Origin of the sequence: Dyadobacter sp. CY343 (assembly GCF_021390335.1) — a bacterium.
GTDB lineage: Bacteria > Bacteroidota > Bacteroidia > Cytophagales > Spirosomataceae > Dyadobacter.
On record NZ_JAJUXK010000004.1, the window covers coordinates 1,200,618 to 1,219,464 of the forward strand.

At 46.2% G+C, this 18,847-nt stretch carries 16 protein-coding genes; 14 read left to right on the forward strand and 2 right to left on the reverse strand.

Going from position 1 to position 18,847, the window contains the following annotated elements; all coding sequences use genetic code 11:
- Positions 1-35: 35 nt before the first annotated feature.
- Positions 36-575 (reverse strand): RNA polymerase sigma factor, encoded by a 540-nt coding sequence (locus LZG94_RS17155; protein WP_215234237.1) that lies wholly within the window; start codon positions 573-575, stop codon positions 36-38.
- A gap of 465 nt (positions 576-1,040) precedes the next feature.
- On the opposite strand from LZG94_RS17155, the gene LZG94_RS17160 reads away from it, so the two are divergent.
- From LZG94_RS17160 to LZG94_RS17215, 12 genes are all read left to right on the forward strand, one after another.
- Positions 1,041-2,966 carry a PfkB family carbohydrate kinase gene (locus LZG94_RS17160; protein ID WP_233793014.1) on the forward strand — a complete coding sequence of 642 codons (1,926 nt, stop codon included), beginning with the start codon at positions 1,041-1,043 and terminating at the stop codon, positions 2,964-2,966.
- Positions 2,963-5,221 (forward strand): regulator, encoded by a 2,259-nt coding sequence (locus LZG94_RS17165; RefSeq protein WP_233793015.1) that lies wholly within the window; start codon positions 2,963-2,965, stop codon positions 5,219-5,221. Before LZG94_RS17160 ends, LZG94_RS17165 begins: the two co-directional genes overlap by 4 nt.
- A 7-nt stretch (positions 5,222-5,228) precedes the next feature.
- Positions 5,229-6,404: an exo-alpha-sialidase gene (locus tag LZG94_RS17170; protein WP_233793016.1), complete on the forward strand. Its 1,176-nt coding sequence runs from the start codon at positions 5,229-5,231 to the stop codon at positions 6,402-6,404.
- Between the two features lie 11 nt (positions 6,405-6,415).
- Complete coding sequence (locus LZG94_RS17175; RefSeq protein ID WP_233793017.1) at positions 6,416-8,644, forward strand: hypothetical protein; 2,229 nt, start codon at positions 6,416-6,418, stop codon at positions 8,642-8,644.
- Between the two features lie 4 nt (positions 8,645-8,648).
- Entirely contained in the window at positions 8,649-9,965 is a 1,317-nt protein-coding gene (locus tag LZG94_RS17180) for a DUF3748 domain-containing protein (protein ID WP_233793018.1), read from the forward strand.
- A 173-nt stretch (positions 9,966-10,138) separates the two neighbouring features.
- The gene (gene uxuA / locus LZG94_RS17185; RefSeq protein WP_233793019.1) at positions 10,139-11,344 is read left to right on the forward strand and encodes a mannonate dehydratase; all 1,206 of its coding nucleotides are present in this window, start codon (positions 10,139-10,141) and stop codon (positions 11,342-11,344) included.
- 29 nt (positions 11,345-11,373) lie between these two features.
- Positions 11,374-12,162, forward strand: coding sequence for an SDR family NAD(P)-dependent oxidoreductase (locus LZG94_RS17190; protein ID WP_233793020.1), 789 nt, complete (start codon positions 11,374-11,376; stop codon positions 12,160-12,162).
- Positions 12,163-12,203: 41 nt separating this feature from the next.
- Entirely contained in the window at positions 12,204-13,037 is an 834-nt protein-coding gene (locus tag LZG94_RS17195; RefSeq protein WP_233793021.1) for a Bro-N domain-containing protein, read from the forward strand.
- A 46-nt stretch (positions 13,038-13,083) separates the two neighbouring features.
- Complete coding sequence (locus tag LZG94_RS17200; RefSeq protein ID WP_233793023.1) at positions 13,084-13,926, forward strand: ThuA domain-containing protein; 843 nt, start codon at positions 13,084-13,086, stop codon at positions 13,924-13,926.
- 32 nt (positions 13,927-13,958) lie between these two features.
- Positions 13,959-15,395 carry a Gfo/Idh/MocA family protein gene (locus tag LZG94_RS17205; RefSeq protein ID WP_233793024.1) on the forward strand — a complete coding sequence of 479 codons (1,437 nt, stop codon included), beginning with the start codon at positions 13,959-13,961 and terminating at the stop codon, positions 15,393-15,395.
- Positions 15,396-15,599: 204 nt separating this feature from the next.
- Positions 15,600-15,938 (forward strand): type II toxin-antitoxin system RelE/ParE family toxin, encoded by a 339-nt coding sequence (locus LZG94_RS17210; RefSeq protein WP_233793025.1) that lies wholly within the window; start codon positions 15,600-15,602, stop codon positions 15,936-15,938.
- A 7-nt stretch (positions 15,939-15,945) separates the two neighbouring features.
- Positions 15,946-16,269 (forward strand): helix-turn-helix domain-containing protein, encoded by a 324-nt coding sequence (locus LZG94_RS17215; protein ID WP_215234249.1) that lies wholly within the window; start codon positions 15,946-15,948, stop codon positions 16,267-16,269.
- 9 nt (positions 16,270-16,278) lie between these two features.
- On the opposite strand, the gene LZG94_RS17220 is transcribed toward LZG94_RS17215, so the two are convergent.
- Complete coding sequence (locus tag LZG94_RS17220; protein ID WP_233793027.1) at positions 16,279-17,139, reverse strand: AraC family transcriptional regulator; 861 nt, start codon at positions 17,137-17,139, stop codon at positions 16,279-16,281.
- 259 nt (positions 17,140-17,398) lie between these two features.
- Between LZG94_RS17220 and LZG94_RS17225 the strand changes: the two genes are divergently transcribed.
- A complete protein-coding gene (locus LZG94_RS17225) occupies positions 17,399-17,827 on the forward strand; it encodes an META domain-containing protein (RefSeq protein WP_233793028.1) in 429 nt (142 codons plus the stop codon).
- Between the two features lie 192 nt (positions 17,828-18,019).
- Positions 18,020-18,844, forward strand: a complete 825-nt coding sequence (locus LZG94_RS17230) for a sugar phosphate isomerase/epimerase (protein WP_233793029.1) — start codon at positions 18,020-18,022, stop codon at positions 18,842-18,844.
- Positions 18,845-18,847 lie beyond the last annotated feature (3 nt).

An 18,847-nucleotide genomic window follows, 5' to 3' on the forward strand; every position in this document is an offset into this window, starting at 1 on the left:
CTGGTTTTTTATTGGATTTAGGAATAAATATCTGTTCAGACTGCCGCGAAATCTACTTTGTCCCGCAGTATCTGCTTCGCTTTCACGAGCTGGTTTTTGACTGTGTTTTTAGAAATCCTTAAAAATTCTGCGATCTCCTGATAGGATTTCCCTTCTTCAATATTAAGCTTTAAAATCTGCTTCCTTTTGATAGAAAGTGAGTCTACCGCTGCCTGGACCAGGTTTAGCCTTCTCTCGCTCTCCTCCTTTTCCTCTTCTCCGGCCACTTTCACCATCTCTATATAGTTTTTCCGCAGCAGTTCACTTTTTTCTATTTTCTTGAAATAGTCAAACGCCATATTGCGCAGGCAGGTGAACAGGTAAGAATTGAAATTATAGTCAGGCTTGATATGCGCCCGCTTCACCCAAATTTTGATGAATACGTCCTGGACCATATTTTCCGCCTCTTCCTCGTCTTTCAAAAGCGATGTGGTGAATCGCAGCGCGGGAGATTTATAGTAGTTATACAGCTCGGCAAAAGCTGCTTCATCTCCTTCGGTTACTTTTTGCAGGGTGTTTTCGTCAGGACAGGCCACGGTTGATCAGGTTTAACGTAATAGAAAAAAGGGTAAATCGGAATCTCTTGTAAAAAATATTATTGCTTTAATTATCGCAGATACAGCCGATTATTCTGCCCGTCAATCCTTCCGCGATTTTTTGTTTTGAGTGGTGCCTTACAATTGTTTGATAAAACTACATGCTCCTTTCAATATATAAATCGCAAAGTGCGTAAAAATATCTTCATTTTGCGCAAACGTGTTTTTATTAACAGTTTCATTATAAATGCTTAGCATTCTCTTCACGAAAGCACTCATTTCTTGTTTTCCATTCAGAATCCCACTCCTCCTTTAGACGCAGATTCAGTAGTCTGGTCACAAAAAATTCTTAATAATTTTTTAACACTCCGCATAAATGCGGCGCAGACAGATAGCCCGCCGCAACTTTTGCCGAGTATATTACCGAAAGGGCACACCAAATATTCTTAACCTCAGATCATTTTCATGGACGAGAACAGTATCTCAATCATTCTGCAGAAAATCACAGATGTGAAGATTGCCGTCTACGGCGATTTCTGCCTCGACGCCTATTGGGTAATGGACCCGAAAGGGTCGGAAGTGTCTATTGAAACGGGTTTGTGGACAGAAGCAGTTTCGACACATTACTACACCCCGGGCGGTGCCGGGAATGTGGTTGCCAATCTCGCGGCACTCAATCCGGCGAGCATTAAAGTGATCGGAACTGTAGGGAACGATATGCAGGGACGGGAATTGAGCGCCCAACTAATGCAACTCGGAGCGGATACTTCCAGCCTTTTTATCCAGGAAAAAAATTTTACGACTTACTGTTACCTTAAAAGGATCGTCAACGGAGCGGAGGAGCCGCGCATTGATTTCGGGGTTTTCAACAACAGGAGCACCGATACAGACCAGCTTCTGTTAGCCGCGCTGGAAAATTCATTGATTGAATGCGACGCTTTGATATTTAACCAGCAGGTGACCGGCAGCATTAACAACGAATCTTTCATCGCAGCGGCGAATCAGCTTTTTGACAAATACAGCCACAAGATCGTCATGCTCGACTCCCGGCATTTCAATGATCGGTTTAATAATACTCTGCTGAAAGCCAACGATCGCGAGATCGCTTCACTGGCGGGAATGCAAATGGCTCCGGAAGAAAATATTACTACCAGGGATATCATCAAATACGGTAAGCAGATTTTTACCCAATCCCAAAAACCCGTTTTCGTAACCTGCGGAGAGCGTGGGATCATCGCTTTTGATAAAAATGGTTACAGTGAGGTACCGGGGCTTCAATTGAAGAACAAGCTGGATACAGTCGGGGCGGGCGATACTGCGATCAGCGCGATCACACTTTGCGTCGCTGCCGGTGTACCACCAGCAGAAGCAGCCAGATTTGCCAACTTCGCAGCCGCGGTTACAGTTCAAAAATTATACACAACCGGCACCGCCAGCCCGGCAGAAATTTTGCAGATGAGCCGCGAACCGGACTATATATACAATGCGGAGCTGGCTGAAAATGAGCGCAATGCGGTGTATTTACAAGATACCGATTTCGAATTATGCGTTCCTGCTATATCAGAACAGTTCGGCCACATTCGTCACGCCGTTTTTGACCACGACGGAACGATCAGCTCGCTGCGGCAGGGCTGGGAAGATATCATGGAGCCCGTGATGATGAAAGCTATTTTAGGTGACCAACATGATCACGTCAGTGCCGAGACCTTTCATCTGGTGGAGCTGGAAGTAAAGTCGTTTATCCACAAAACCACGGGGATCCAGACTATTTATCAAATGGAGGGTTTGGTTGATCTCGTGCGCGATTCCGGTTTTGTGCCGGAGGAGGAAATCCTGGACAAATTTCAATATAAAGAGCTGTATAATAATGCATTAATGGAAATGGTCAGCAAACGAATGGACAGGCTGACCAAAAGAGAACTCGGGCCGGAAGATTTTACCATGAAAGGTGCGGTGGCATTTCTTCACGCACTGAAAGCAAGGGGCGTGAGAATGTACCTGGCCAGCGGTACTGACGTGGACGATGTGAGAAACGAGGCAGAAATGCTGGGTTATGCACATTTGTTCGACGGCGGCATTTATGGTGCATTGAAGGATTACACCAAGTTTTCCAAGAAAATGATCATTGAGCAGATTATCCGGGAAAACGGGCTTCGCGGAAACGAGCTGGCGGTTTTCGGCGACGGTCCCGACGAGATCAGGGAAGGCCGGCGCGCGGGTGGTATTGCGGTAGGTATCACAAGCAACGAAGTGCAGCGGTTCGGACATAATCCTGCAAAACGCCCGCGACTTGTAAAAGCCGGCGCACAGTTGCTTATTCCTGATTTTTCTCAATACAAGAAACTGGTCAGCCTGCTCTTTCAGGAAAGTGTAAATTATGCGGAAGCATGATCGCTACGCTGAGAAAACGGTCTCCCGGATTAGTAGCGGCGCTCTTTTTTATTCTGATAGTCGCTTGCTCCCGTGAAAAGTCTGAAAAAACAGAAGCGGCGTTTTACCAGGATAAACCCTTTTGGCAGGAATACCACGAAGCTTCACTGATAGGGAAAAATGCCGAATCCAACGAAGTAAGGCGCATTTTTATTGATAAAGAAGATAATGCGTGGGCTGCAACCGCTGGTGGGATATTCAAAAGAAACAGTGGTCAATCTGTCTGGACGAAAGTAATATCCGGTGAAAATGACGGTCCGGCTTATTCAGTTGCACAAGATGAAATGGGCACAATCTGGCTAGGTAACTGGAATGGGCTTTATAAATTTTCAAATAACAATCCTGAAAAAGTTAACGGACTCAAAGGTCCAGTATCTACGCTTCTGGCCGTCAAAAACACGGTTTATGCATTGGGTCCCAAAGCATTTTGGATCAATAAAGGCCAGGGTTTTCGGGAGGTCAAAAGTAATACTGCCAAATCCATCCGCGACGTAATTAGTGACGGAAATAGTGGACTCTGGATCGCAACGGATGTAGGACTTTATCACTGGACGGAAACTAAAACGCAGCATTACTATCAAACTGACGCATTGATCAGTGGCTATGCGAAAGGTTTGGCATTCAATACTGACCAGAAATTATGGGTAGGCGGCCTGGGTGGGGTTACGGTTCGTAATGCGACTTCTAAGGAGAGAGAAATTGGGGTAAAGAATGGAATACCTTCGAGCTACGTTACCGCACTCAGGCTTTCTCCCGACAGCTCCATGTGGGTCGGCACGCAATCGGGTGTAGTGCGATTTCGGCCTGACAGCACAAAATCACTGCTATTTTCAAGAAGATGGCTGCTCGATGATCAGGTGAATGATATTGCCTTTGACCAACAAGGAAACGCATGGATCGCGACTCCGAAAGGTGTGAGTATTATTAGGAAAAGAGAAATGACGCTGGCTTCCAAGAGTGATTTCTTTTACCAGGAACTCATGAAAAGGCACATCCGTGCACCATGGATCGCCGGTCAGGCGCATTTGAAAATCCCCGGCGACACTACTTCCTGGGAGCCGGAAGACGATGATAACGACGGAGAATATACCGGAAATTACCTCGCGATGGAAAGTTTCCGGTACGCGGCAACCAAGCTTCCGGAAGCGAAATTGAATGCAAAAAAGGCATTCGGCTTTCTGAAATTATTGCAGGAAGTAACCGGTACCGACGGTTTTTTCGCCCGAACGATCATTCCCGCGGACTGGAAACAAATGCACGATGAAAACCGTGTGTTCACGGCATGGGAAAAGGCCGATGAACTCGTAAAAGAGCCTCGATTTAAACCTGTTGAAGTACGCTGGCATTTGTCAAAAGATGGAAAATGGCGCTGGAAAGGCGATACCAGCAGCGACGAAATGTGTGGTCACATGTTTGGCTACTATTTTTATTACACGCTCGTGGCCGATGAAGCCGAGAAGAAAATCATTGCCGCGCATGTTGGGAAAATTGTAGACCATTTAATGCGCAATAATCTGAATCTTGTGGATGTGGACGGGACTCATACCCGCTGGTCGGTATGGTCGCCCGACCAGCTGAACCGTGACCCCGAGTGGCTGCCGGATCGGAACCAGAATTCGATGGAAATACTCGCATTTATCAAGTTGGCGCATTTTATGACGGGCGAGGAGAAGTATCAGCAAGAATACCTCAGGCTGATCGAAAAGGAGCATTACCTCGACAATATGGCACAGGTAACCAGCCAGAATCCAGCTTGGTTCATCTATTTCGATGTCGTTTTGCAGGCCTATCTCTACCCTATTTTTATCCAATGCGAGCAGGATCCTGAGCGGCTGAAATTTTATAAAGCGCATTTGGAAGAATGGTTCACGCACCGGAAAGAGGATCATAATCCGCTGATCAACTTCATTTATAATTACTGTCTGCACCAAAGATCTGAACTAAAAAACTCAGTCGATTTCCTGAAAGACACGCCGCTGGACCTGGTAGACTGGCCGATTGACCACCGAAAGAGAGAAGATATCCGCATTGTCCGCACCCCGGTGCTGGAAGACGAGCAAGTGGATGTATTGCAGCCGCCGAGTATAAGATTGACCGTTCGCTGGGATAAAAATCCTTGGACAGCGGCGGGCGGAAACCCGCAGGTAGAGCGTGAGCCGGTATTTTGGCTGCTTCCTTATTGGATGAGCCGGTATCTGGGAATGATTTCAAAATGATAATCTGATGAAAAAAGTTGTTTTAACACTAGTCGCTGCACTCGTATTCAGCGTATCCTTAATAGCGCAGGAAAGCGCGGTAACCAAACAAATGCTTGTTTTCCCGCACCAGGAAAAGCATGTTCACGGAAGCAGCATTGTGAATCTGCCCAACGGCGATTTCCTGGTAACGTGGTTCCAGGGCAGCGGCGAACGCACTGCCGACGATGTGCGGATCATGGGCGCGAGGTTGAAAAAGGGCGAAAGCAAATGGAGTGAGCCTTTTTTAATGGCCGACACCCCGAATATTCCGGATTGCAACCCGGTTCTTTTCCTGAATGCAAAAGGCAAATTATTTCTGGTATGGATCGCGGTGCAGGCGAATCTTTGGGAGCAATCAATTTTGCGGTTTAAAACGTCGACCAACTTTTCAAATGCGGGCGCGCCGGTTTGGGAATGGCAGGATAATATTTTGCTAAAACCCGATAATCGTTTCGCGGAGGAAGTGGAGAAGAACTTCAAAAACCTGCCGCGACTGACCGCAGGCTGGGCCGGATATGCGCCGACATATGATGAAATGATCATCGCAGCCGCCAAAGATGCACCAAAACGGAGCATTGGCTGGATGACCAGAATCAAGCCTTTGATTTTGGAGGACGGAAAAATTATCCTCCCCCTCTACTCCGACGGTTTCAACTTTTCAATCACTGCCATATCCCAAGACGACGGTGCTACCTGGCGGCCGGGGTTGCCTATTGTTGGAAGAGGCCCGATCCAGCCGGCGATTATTAAAAAGAAAAATGGTAATCTGCTTGCATTCATGCGCGACAGCGGCGACGAGCCTACGCGGGTGCATATTAGCGAGAGTACCGATAAAGGTGAAAGCTGGAAGGCAACAGAAAAAACAGATATTCCCAACACAGCAAGCGTCGAGCTTATTGTAATGAAAGACGGCCGCTGGGCATTTCTGGGCAATGATATTGATCATGGACGTTATGAACTTACCCTGAGAATTTCTCCCGACGAAGGCAAATCGTGGAAACGTGGCTGGATAGAAAAAGACGAAACCAAACGGGGCGGCTACTCCTACCCTTCCCTGATACAAACGCCGGATGGAATGCTGCACATGACGTATTCGCACCATCCCGAAAAAGGAAAAAAGTCTGTTAAATATGTTGTCGTTGACCCGGCACGCTTACCTTAAATTCCATTTTAATGCAACGACCTACCTTTACCCAACTCCTGGCACTTGCTCTTGTTACCCTGCTACCGCACTTCGGGAGCCAGGCGCAATCCGTTTATCAGGACAAACCTTTTTTGCAGGATTACAGTGTCAAATACTACGCTGACACCACCAAAAGCCACTTACTTCAGGTAGCAGCTGATCGCAATGGTAATATTGAAATTTTAGCAAAAGAAGGCTTGCAGCATATTCAGGACGGTCAATTTTTGCATCCGGGCGCTGTAAAACCGAATAATAGTTACCGGTTCATGAAGGATAAAAAGATCAGCGCGCTGCTGTCTTACGATAATCAGTTTGTGTACCTCGCGCAGTCGGTGGTACTCAGCAATGCCTGGGCCGGGACTTTGTTCTCGAAACATACATTGCCGGCGGCAAAGACTTTTGCTGGCGGAAGTGATTTTACTTTCCTGGTTTCCGACGGTCCGTCGCTTCAATTGATCAAAGATTCGAAAACATTATGGAGCGGCAAGCTGCCAGACGATAATGCGATCGACATTACTTACCAGCCTACAAAAAACGTGTTCTGGATTTTGGGTAAAAAATCAATGTACTCCTTTACAGTTGCTGATAAAAAGTTGACGAAAGCGCTGGAAGGAGCAAATTTCACCTGTTTTACGCTGGCAAATAAAGAAAGTAATTTGGTAGTCGGCACCAGCGATGGTTATCTTTCTTTCGATATAAAAACAGGAAAACAGGCAGGTACAATTATGAAAAAGCTGCCTGCTACCAAGATTAATACTGTAAAAGAGATCAATGGAAAATTGTGGTTTGGGTCTGATGCGGGGGCATTTGCGCTCCGGGAAGACGGTAAATATGATTACTATTTCGGTGAGCGCTGGCTGCCGGGAAATATCGTTAAAGACATTGAACCGGGGCCGAAAAACTCAGTACTAATCTTGACTACCAAAGGCTTAGGCCAGATTCATTTTAAAATGATGACACTGGAAGAAAAGGCTGCGTTTTTTGGTGAACAGGTAAGAAAACGGCATATCCGAAACGGTTTCAATGCCACGCTGGTAGGAATGGAACGCGGTAACCTCGCGACCGGGCATATGGAGGACTCGGACAATGACGGGCTTTGGACTTCAATGTATCTGGGCGGTGAGATATTCAGGTATGCGGTTACCAAAGATCCGGAGGCATTGCAGAATTGCCGGGAATCGATGGACGCGATGGAAAGGTTGTACACGGTTAACCCTGTCCCAGGTTTCCCTGCGCGGTCGTTTGAACGCTCTGGCCATAGTAAGGAGCTGCACGATCAGGAAAGGTGGCAGCATTCACCTGAAAAGGAATGGGACTGGAAATCGACTACCAGCAGCGACGAAGTGATCGGCCACATATTTGCATTCGGCGCGGCGGCGGAACTGATCGACGATGCTGCGATAAAAAAACAGGCGGTAATGCTGATCGATACTGTCATGTCGCACATTGTTAAAAACAATATGTACCTCATCGATTTTGATGGTAAGCCGACGATGTGGGGCAAGTGGAACCCGGAATATGTCAACTCGTTTCCAACCAATGTAGGTGACCGAAAACTGAATTCGTCGAATATCGTTTCAATGCTGCAGACAGCTTATTATTTTACCAAAAAGGAAAAATACAAAGCAAAAGCATTCGAGCTGATGACGAAATATGGTTACCTCGAAAATATGATGCGTTCGATGAACGAGATCGGAAAAGCGCCTGCGGATGCGGATGAGCACGCCAAACATATGTCCGACGGCTGGAACCACTCTGATGATGAAATGTATTTTGTAGGGTATTGGGGTTTGTACAGATATGCATTTAATGATACTTTGAAAGCCAAATACAGAGAATCGATCCTTGATCACTGGGAAGCCGAGCGGCCGGAAAAAGAAGGAGCGTGGAATATTTTTACAGCTTTGACAGGCACAAAGGAATTTGACCTGAACGAGGCGGCCTGGTATTTACGGGAACATCCGCTTGATATGATTGACTGGGTAATCAAGAACAGTCACCGTAAGGATATTGAAATGTTGGAGCCCAATTTCCGGAAGCAAACCACCAAAGAAGTGCTACCACCAGACGAGCGTCCCATTCAGCGGCACAATGCGAATATGTTTAGCTTGGATAGAAATGGCGGAAATGGCGCTTCTGAGCACAGTGCGGGTGATATCTGGCTGCTACCCTATTGGTTGGGAAGATATTTAGGTGTAATCAGTGCTCCTCAAAAGTAGCGTTATGTTTAAAGTTTTGGAAGAAAAGCAGCTTACGCACGATCTGAGTTACCACCACGATCTGGACAACAATGATAACTTTTCACCAGATGGAAAATGGCTGGTGTATGATACCCGAACCGACGAAGGTGGCATTCCGGAATCGGCGAGGATCGAGAAAGTTTGCATTGAAACGGGAGAAATCAAGACAGTTTACCAAATAAAAAACAACGGAAGCTGGGGACCCGGGGCTGGTGCGGTAAGTTACAGCCCGGTGGAGGATGCGGTTGTTTTTATTCACGGATTGCCCGGCTGCACGCCTGAAAACCCGTATCAGCAATGGCGGCGAACAGGCGTAATTGTCCGTGATAGTGAACCTGGAAAGCCAATTTTTATAGATGCCCGGAATATTAATCCACCATTTACACCAGGCGCATTACGTGGCGGCACCCACCGGCACGAATGGAGCGGCGACGGACAATGGATTGGATTTACTTATAATGATGCAATTCTGCAAACGCTTGAAGATATTACCGGTACAAAGCGCAACTTGCGCACTATTGGTGTATCGAAGAACATCAGTCCGGTACCTGTCAATGAAAATGCTGAGAATATTTCCGGCAGATGGTTTAGTGTGCTGGTAGTGAGCGTGGTACCAAACCCTATCCCCGGAAGCGACGAGATCAGTCACGCAGCAAACGATAGCTGGATTGGCAAAAACGGGTATCAGAAACCTGACGGTAATTGCCAAATAGCAAGAGCTTTCCTGGGTACCGTAGTCGATAATGAAGGGAATGAGGTACCGGAAGTTTTCGTGGTTGATATTCCCGATGATATTACAAAGCCGGGAGAGTTTGGCCCGTTGGAAGGTACAGATAATGATTTTCCAATGCCACCAGCAGGTACCGTTCAAAAGCGACTCACATTCACCGCTAATTCACCATTTCCAGGTTGCAGCGGAATTGTCAGATCGTCACCAGACGGCTCGCAGCTTGCATTTATAGCAAAAGACAAAAGTGGAATCAACCAGATTTTCACCATTTCGCCACTCGGCGGAGCACCTCAGCAACTTACCTTTCACGATTCGGACGTAACCGGAAACCTGCGCTGGCATCCTGGCGGCGAAGCAGTTACTTATGTTTGGAAAGGAAGCATTGTGAGCTGCAAAGTGGGTAATGCAGATTTTGCTGAGCGTATTCAAGTATTGACAAAGCCTTCGGAACATACTCCTGCTAACCTGGTCTGGTCGCATGATGGGAAGGTGCTGGCTTTTAATAGGTTGGTTGAGGATTTGAATACGGGTGTCGGGAGCCGGCAGGTGTTTGTTTTGGAAATGCATTGATCAAACACTTTTCATTTATATCTAAAAAGCCGCTGACTGTACTCATCGGCTTTTTCTATTTTGTAAGGGAATATTGTAAGGATTCGCGTCTGTTAGGAACATTGCAAATGTGTTTTCTGGCTTCGGCGTTGGGCAAGTCAGCACATTTATTCACCCCAAAACCCATTCAAAAAATGATTCAAACAATGCGCTGGTTTGGGCCGAATGATCCGGTGTCTTTGATGGATATCCGGCAGGCTGGATGCAGCGGGGTAGTAAGTGCATTGCACCAGATTCCGGTTGGCGAAATTTGGTCTATTGAGGCAATTGAAGAGAGGAAAAGGCTGATCGAGGCTGGAAATGAGCAGTTTACTCCGCTCAACTGGATTGTAGTGGAAAGTCTGCCAGTTCATGAGGATATTAAAAAAGGACTTCCTTCGCGGGAGCATTATATCCATAATTATAAGGAGTCACTTCGAAATCTGGCGGCTTGCGGGATCAAAACGGTTTGCTACAACTTCATGCCAGTTTTAGACTGGTCGCGCACAAAGCTTGATTATACCTTGCCGGACGGCCAGAAAACGTTGCGCTTTGTTTGGGAGGATTTCGCACTTTTTGATTTGTATATTTTGCAAAGGCCAGGTGCTTTCGAAGATTACGAACCAGAAGTACAACAATCGGCGCTGGCTAGGCTGAATGCAATGTCGCAGGAGGAAATCGGTGCATTGACGAATACCGTTTTACTGGGCTTGCCTGGGTCGGAAGAGGCTTTTGAACTCACTCAATTTCAAAGTCTGCTAAATGCGTACGCGGAAATCGGAGACAAAGAGTTACGAGAAAATCTATACTATTTTATTGGTCAAATTGCGCCGCTTGCGCAGGAATTGGGCATTAACCTTTGCATTCACCCCGACGATCCGCCGAAATCACTGCTCGGACTTCCCCGCGTAGTAAGTACCGAATCCGATCTTGCGCAACTCCTACAATCCTGCGATGTGCGGGCTAATGGAATTACATTTTGCACGGGCTCGCTGGGCGTTCGTGCTGATAATAACCTGCCGGAAATGGTCAGAAAATTTGGCGACCGCATTCATTTTGTGCATCTGAGAACTACAAAACGCGACAGTGATAATCCATTGAACTTTCACGAAGCACCACATTTGGAAGGTGATGTGGATATGTATGAAGTGGTAAAAGCGTTGGTGGAAGAAGAGAAAAGGCGAAAAGAACAACAATACACTGATAATCAGCTCCCAATGCGCCCCGATCACGGATTTCAAATGCTGGATGATCTCAATAAAAGAACCTATCCCGGCTACTCTGCGATCGGCCGGTTGAAGGCGTTGGCAGAATTACGTGGACTGGAAATGAGTATTTTACGGTCGATCCCACAGTTTTAACAATAATCCATATTTACAAAGGCTTGTATATGCCAGAAGAATTAGCATTAAAAACGGCACAGGCGATATTTTCGCTGGAAGGAAAGCGTGCCCTGATCACGGGCGGAGGCAGCGGAATAGGGTTTTACATCGCGCAATGCATGATTTCTGCGGGAGCGAAAGTGATATTAACCGGTCGTAGAGAGTCTGTTTTACAAGAGGCAGTCGAAAAGCTCGGTGCGAAAAATGCTTCCTATTTTGTCAATGACATTACCGATCTGAAATCGATCCCGGCATTGATTGAGGATATCGAAACGAATGTCGGCGAGATTGATATCCTGATCAATAATGCAGGTATTAATATGAAAAAGCACGCGGTGGAAGTGACCGATGAAGATTTTGACCGTATTATACAAACCAACCTCCACGCGGTATTTTCGGTAACCCGCGAGTGCGGAAAAAGAATGATCGAGCGGAAAAGGGGATCTATTATCATGATCACTTCAATGGCTGCATTATACGGAATCGACCGGGTAGTAGCTTACACTGCATCCAAATCAGCAATCGGAGGAATGGTGAAGGCGTTGACAACCGAATTCTCACCTTACAATGTGCGCGTCAATGCAATCGCGCCCGGGTTTATTGAAACGCCAATGATGCTCACCGCCATGAACGGCGACCCTTCCCGCCGCGACAAAGCAATGGGCCGCACGCCAATGGGAACCTGGGGAAAACCCGACGATATCGGCTGGGCAGCGGTGTTCCTGGCCTCGGAGGCGGCGAAGTTTATTACCGGGGTTTCACTGCCGGTTGATGGCGGGAATTCGATTGGGTTTTAGACTAAGCAGAAATTAACAATCAATTAAAACTATACACTACTATGCAGAGCAAAATCAATGTTTTTAACCAACAACAAATTCGTAGTCACTGGGACGAAGAGCAGGAAAAATGGTTTTTTGCAATTGTTGATATTGTCGCGGTTTTATCCGAAAGCGCTAATCCACAGGTATATTGGAGAGTTCTTAAAAAGAGATTAGCCGCAGAGGGAAATGAAACCGTTACAAATTGTAACGGTTTGAAAATGCGAGCACCTGATGGCAAGATGAGGGTGACTGACGTTGCTGACACAGAACAGATGCTGCGTTTGATTCAATCTATACCCTCTCCAAAAGCTGAACCTTTTAAACTCTGGCTGGCGAAAATTGGGAGTGAAAGGATCGATGAAAATGAAAATCCTGAACTGACGATTGACAGGGCAATGAAGACCTATTTACAAAAAGGATATAGCAAAGAATGGATTAATCAGCGCTTGAAAAGCATTGAAGTCAGGAAAGAGCTAACAGATGAATGGGAAAACCGCGGCGTGAAAGCCGGGAAGGAATTCGCGATTTTAACAGATATTATCACCAAAGCCTGGAGCGAGAAAACGGTTCGTGAGTACAAAGAATTTAAGAACCTCAAAAAAGAAAACCTGAGGGATCATATGTCCAATCTTGAACTTGTTCTGAACATGTTAGCAGAAGCAACAACGAAAGAAATTTCTCAGGAAAAACAACCTGTAACCTTTGAAGAAAACAGAATTGTGGCAAATGACGGAGGTAGCATTGCAGGAAATACGAGAAAAGAGATTGAAGCGAAAACAGGAAAAAAGATCGTAACCAAGTCTAACTCAAAAGTGCTTTTTAGATCTGACGATCCCAAAGAGCTTTCTTAATCAGACTTCATCCTATGATAAAAATTGACAACCCAAACCCATTAAAATGAAACAAAGAAACTACCTAAAAGCACTTTCGCTGGCTGTCTGCATGATCTGCTTAACCAGCTTTTTATTTGAAACTTTCGCCCAGAAAATCAAATGGAATAAAGTCAAAGTGTTGGTTTATACCCGCAATGGAAAGGGTTATGTGCATGATAACATCGCAGCTTCGGTGGCGGCAATTCAGGCGCTGGGGAAGCAGAATGGATTTGCGGTTGATTCTTCTTCTGATGCTTCCAAGTTCACGGAGGATAACCTTAAACAGTACGATTTATTGATTTTTTCAAATACCAATAATGATGTATTCGATACTGACGCACAGCGTGTTGCACTGATGCGGTACATTCAGGCAGGCGGAAATTTTCTGGGGATTCACTCGGCTTCGGGTACAGAGCGGAAATGGCGGTGGTTTAAAGATATGCTCGGCGGTACCTTCTTCTGGCACGAGCCGGGACAGAGTTTTTCAGTAAAAATCCTTGATCCTAAAAATCCATCGCTGGCGCACCTACCTGCGACCTGGAACCGGGAAAAAGATGAGTTCTATTTCGTCAAAGAAATGGCTGTCAACCTGAACGTACTGGCTGTCAATGACCATACTACCATTCAAAAACCCGCCGGAAAGGCGCTGGACACGTTTGGTACCGTCTTCCCTTCGGTGTGGTGGCATGAGTACGATGGCGGCCGCGCATTTTATACTTCCATTGGTCACGAAAAAACAGACTATGAAAAGGAAGATTTGAGAAAACACCTTCTTGGCGCGATTGAATGGGCGATTGGGCCGCAGAAACCTAGGAATTACAGTAAAGCTTACGCAACCAGTCCGCAAGATGAAGTGCGCAGGAAATAATATAAAAACATTCATCCTAACCTTGAAAGGCAATGAAAGACAAGCATTCAGAAAGCAACCAAGACAGGCGATCATTTCTAAAAACGACTGCAAAAGGTACAGCGGGCATTATCGCCGCTTCCATGTTCCCGACCATTGTTCCTTCAAGTGTTTTTGGTAAAAGTGCGCCGAGCAATAAGATCAACATCGGACAGATCGGTTTTGGCCGGATCGGCTCTTCGCACGATTTGCCGGAAGTGATCAAAAATGAAGCTGCGCACGTGATCGCAGTGGCAGATCTGGATAAAAATCGCCTTGCAAAAGGGAAAGTTTGGATCGAGAAAAAATACGCGGAGCGGACAGGTAAGGAGAATTATCTCGAAGTAAAAACCTATGACGATTACCACGAATTGCTCGCCAGAAAGGATATTGACGCGGTAATTATCAGTACGCCCGACCACTGGCACGCGCAGCCTGCGATGGAGGCGGCTGTGGCCGGGAAGCACATTTACATGCAAAAACCAACTTCCCTCACGATCAAGGAAGGCCGGCAAATGGCAGATATGATCAAGAAAAAGGGCGTGATCTTTCAGCTGGGAAGTCAGCAGCGATCGATTTCTCCGTGGCCGCAATTTAAGCGCACTTGCGAGCTGGTCCGCAATGGGCGCATTGGAAAATTGAAGAAAGTATATGTTGGTTTGCCAGGTGATCCTTCCGGTGGAAGTACTGCCAAAATGGAGGTACCGGCAAATCTGAACTACAACATGTGGCTCGGCTCGACGCCGGAGGTTTTTTACACCCTCGACCGCGTGCATTCACAAACGGATATTAACGACCGGCCGGGCTGGCTGCGTTTGGAGCAATTTGGCGCGGGTATGATCACCGGCTGGGGCTCTCACCACCTCGATATTGCCCATTGGGGAATGGATACCGAATTGACTGGACCAATCGAAGTCGAAGGAAAAGCTACTTTCCCGGCGCAGGGATCGGGTTTGTGGGATGTGCACGGCGATTTTATGGTAAATGCCAAATATGCCAATGGCGTTGAAATGGAAATTGGAGGTACTAATCCAAACGGGGTGAAATTCGAAGGTACCGAAGGCTGGATATTCGTTTCCCGCGGGAATGTTGGGGTTACAGCCTCAGACCCGGGTGCGGCGGCTGCCGCCAAAGAAAACAAGGCTTTTTACGCCAGTGATCCTAAAATCCTGGGTTCTGTAATTCAGGCAAATGAAATCCATTTATACGAAAGTCCGGAGCAGCACCAGAACTGGATCGAGAGCATTCAAAGTGGCAAGCAAACGATCAGTCACGCTGAAATCGCCCACCGCTCTTGCTCCGCCTGCCTCCTCGCGCATACTGCGATGAAGTTGCAGCGCAAACTGAAATGGGATCCGAAAAAGGAGCAATTTATTGGTGATAAGGAGGCGAATGCGATGCTTTCGAGACCGCAACGGGCGCCTTTTGGGACGAATTATGTGAAGGGTTGAAGTTTGGAGGAAAGGGCGGCCCGCGTAGGGAGGATGGAGGAAGGGAGAATGGATTTTGGATTTTTTTTTGCAGGCTTTCCGTTTTGGGGAGCCTGTTTGATACCGATGGATAATTAGCGAAAGCCGGAAATAGAAATACTGGTTTTGGACGGGTTAAGTTTCTAAATTTGGAAACTTAGTCCGTTTCTTTTAACACACTATTTATTGAAAAGTTTTCAAATACTACTGCTGGAAGATGCGGAAGAATTTCTGGCTACACTAACCAGGGAAGCTGCTGCGAAAATTGTTTTCAACATCTCGCTTGCCCAGAGTACAAATGATCCCAGACTGCTAAAAAAACTGACTGATGAAATCTGGGAATTCCGGACAAGATATCAGGGGCAGCAAATCAGACTGCTGGCCTTTTGGGATAAGACCAACAAACAAAAAACGCTGGTAGTAGCGACTCACGGATTTGTAAAGAAAGTCGATAAGGTTCCGGGGAAAGAGATAAAAAGAGCACTTACAATCAGAAAACAATACTTTGCTCAACTAGACGATTGACGATGTTATGACAAAGAAATTAAAGACTTATACGCTGGAAGAAATCAAGGACAAATACATAGGAGAAAGCGGAACGCCCGAGCGCGATCAGTTCGAGTATGAATTAAAAATGGAATTAATGGGTCGGATGATAAAAGAGGTCAGGAAGGAGCGAAAGTTGACGCAAGCCCAGCTTGGAGAGTTGGTGGGGGTCCAAAAAGCCCAGATATCCAAACTGGAAAGCAGTGCTAATAGCGCCACTCTCGAGACGCTGGTTAGGGTGTTTAAAGCAATGCAGGCTGAGGTCTTTTTTAATATTAAAATCGACAACCATCATCTGCGGCTCTGCTGATCATTTGACTCAGTAATTCCCTTTATACTCCCGCGGCGTATGCCCGATGTATTTTTTGAAATTTCTATTAAAATTGGATAAGGAGTCGAAGCCGCTGTCGTAGGCGATTTGGGCGATGGTCCATTTGTCTTCTAAGAGCAATTTACAGGCGTGGCCGATGCGAATTTCATTGACGAAATCGATGAAAGTTTTGTTGGCGCGCGCTTTGAAATACCGGCAAAATGCAGCCTCCGTCATACCGGCAAGCGACGCTACGTCGCCGAGCCTGATCTCCTGGAAAAAGTGCTGCAATACGTAATCGTGTACTTTCTGCATTCGCTCCGTTTCCGAAACTTTGTAGGTATTGACGTATCCGTAACTCGAAATCGGCGAGCCGCCTGGTTCGTGTGCGAGCTTGTCGAGCAGGGTCAGTAGCTTTAAAATGCTTTTGAAACCTTCTGTGTTAGTTTGCGTCAGAAGTTCTTCGCGGATGTGATCGCGGAGTGCGCCTTTGTATTCGATCCCTCTTTTTGAATCCAGTAATAATTGTCGCAGACCGAGCATTTCGGGTTTTTCTAAAAAATCTTTTCCCAAAAAATCTTCCTGGAAGTATAGTACCACACCGTGCGTGATCAAATCGGAGCCTGTTTCGAAGTACGCAGGGTCGCTGCGCCAGAGGTGCGGCACGTCGGGACCGAGGAAAACGGTGTCGCCGGGACCGAAAGTTTGAATGGAATCGCCGATCAATCGCTTGCCTGTTCCTTCCAGTACCGTGAAGAGCTGGTAATGCGGGTGGAAATGCCAGTTCGGATCAAAATGCGGCGCTTTTAACTCCTGCACAGTGACGGTATGAACCTGACTTTCGATGTTTTTATGGATTGGTGCCTTCAATGCTATGCCTTAATTTTTACATCAATATTAAAGTATAAGCGAAATTAATATCAAAATATGATTAGTTCTCATTTTTACTCAATTCATTTCATTTAGTAAATGGTAAAAGAACTCGCTCATATTTACGTTAAATATCAGTAAGTCTGGACCCGCGTGGCTGGCATAATTTTTTCATACTCTGGTAGCCGAAACGAAAGTTTCCAACTGATTTCACCGTGAATATGTCCCTTAATAACAATTTTGAAGATTCGTTACCTCTATGAAAAAAGCGCTACAATTGGCAGTATTCGTACTGTCCGTTTCTCTCTTAACCAGTTGTGGAAAAACGACCACAATCAATAGTAATATGGAATTGACCGGCAAGTGGCAGCTGGAAAGTATTGTGCAGGAAAACGATACGATCAAGAAACCAGCGCTACAAAAAGGCGCGTTTGAAGTAAGTCTCAACTTTAAAGAAAAAGGCGAACTGGAAGGAACTTCATCGACCAATTACCTGACAGGATTTTACGAAACCGCGCAGCAAAATACGATTCAACTTGGCGGAGGAGGCACAGAACGGACTGAAACTTCGTGGGGAAATTTGTTCGTGAATGCATTACCAAGTGTGAATATGTATGATTTGAAACCAAACAAGCTGGTTTTGTATTACGATAACAATAGTGCACTGATCTTCGCAAGAGCACAATAACAGCGATATTTTAAGAGCAGAAAGCAATCTTGGTCAAACTAAGGTTGCTTTTTTTATGCGCGCTTCTCATCATTATTCCTATTTTACCACCGGATATATCAATAACCGACCAAAACTCGTCAAATCACGGAACAGGTTCGGGGCTGGTTTATCGTAAGATTGTCGTATACATTACCGCAAAATGGAATTTTGATGAAATTTAGCATGAACCTTCTCCTTTGGGGAAATCAAATTGATGAAAGCCTTTTTCCAACCCTGGAACTGATCAAAGAAATTGGTTTTGACGGCGTTGAAGTTCCCATTTTTAATACCAATCCTGAACACTGGTTTAGCTTCCGTAAAAAGCTGGATTCACTCGGTCTTGCATGTGAAACGGATACCATTTGCGGCCCGTCCGAAAACCTGATCAGCGCCGATCCTGCCATGCGGCGGCACACGATTGACCATTTGAAAAGTGTACTCGATTGCTCCCTGGTACTGGGCGCCACCAAGTTAATGGGGCCTTACCACTCTGCATTGGGCGTTTTTACCGGTCAGCCCGCTACGCAGGAAGAGTGGCAGTGGGGCATTGAAGGAATTCGCGAAGTGGCTGACTATGCCGAATCACTTGATATTACATTGGGACTGGAATACCTGAACCGTTTTGAAATGTACCTCACCAGCTGCGGCGATGAGCTGATCCGGTTTGTGAATGAAGTAAACCACCCGAACTGCACGATTATGTTCGATACTTTCCACGCCAATATTGAAGAGAAGAACATTGGCGACACGATCAGGAAAGCAGGTAACCGCATTTCATTTATACAATTATCCGAAAACGACCGCTCTACCCCCGGGAAAGGGAATGTGGATTGGGAGGGTGTTTTCAAATCGATCAAAGACATTAATTACGACGGGTGGCTGAGCATTGAAGCATTCAGTCCAAAATTGCCGGTAGCCAATATCTGGCGCAAAATGTTCGATTCCGAAGAACAGCTCATGCGCGACGGGCTTTCTTTTATAAAGGCCAATATGTAGCGA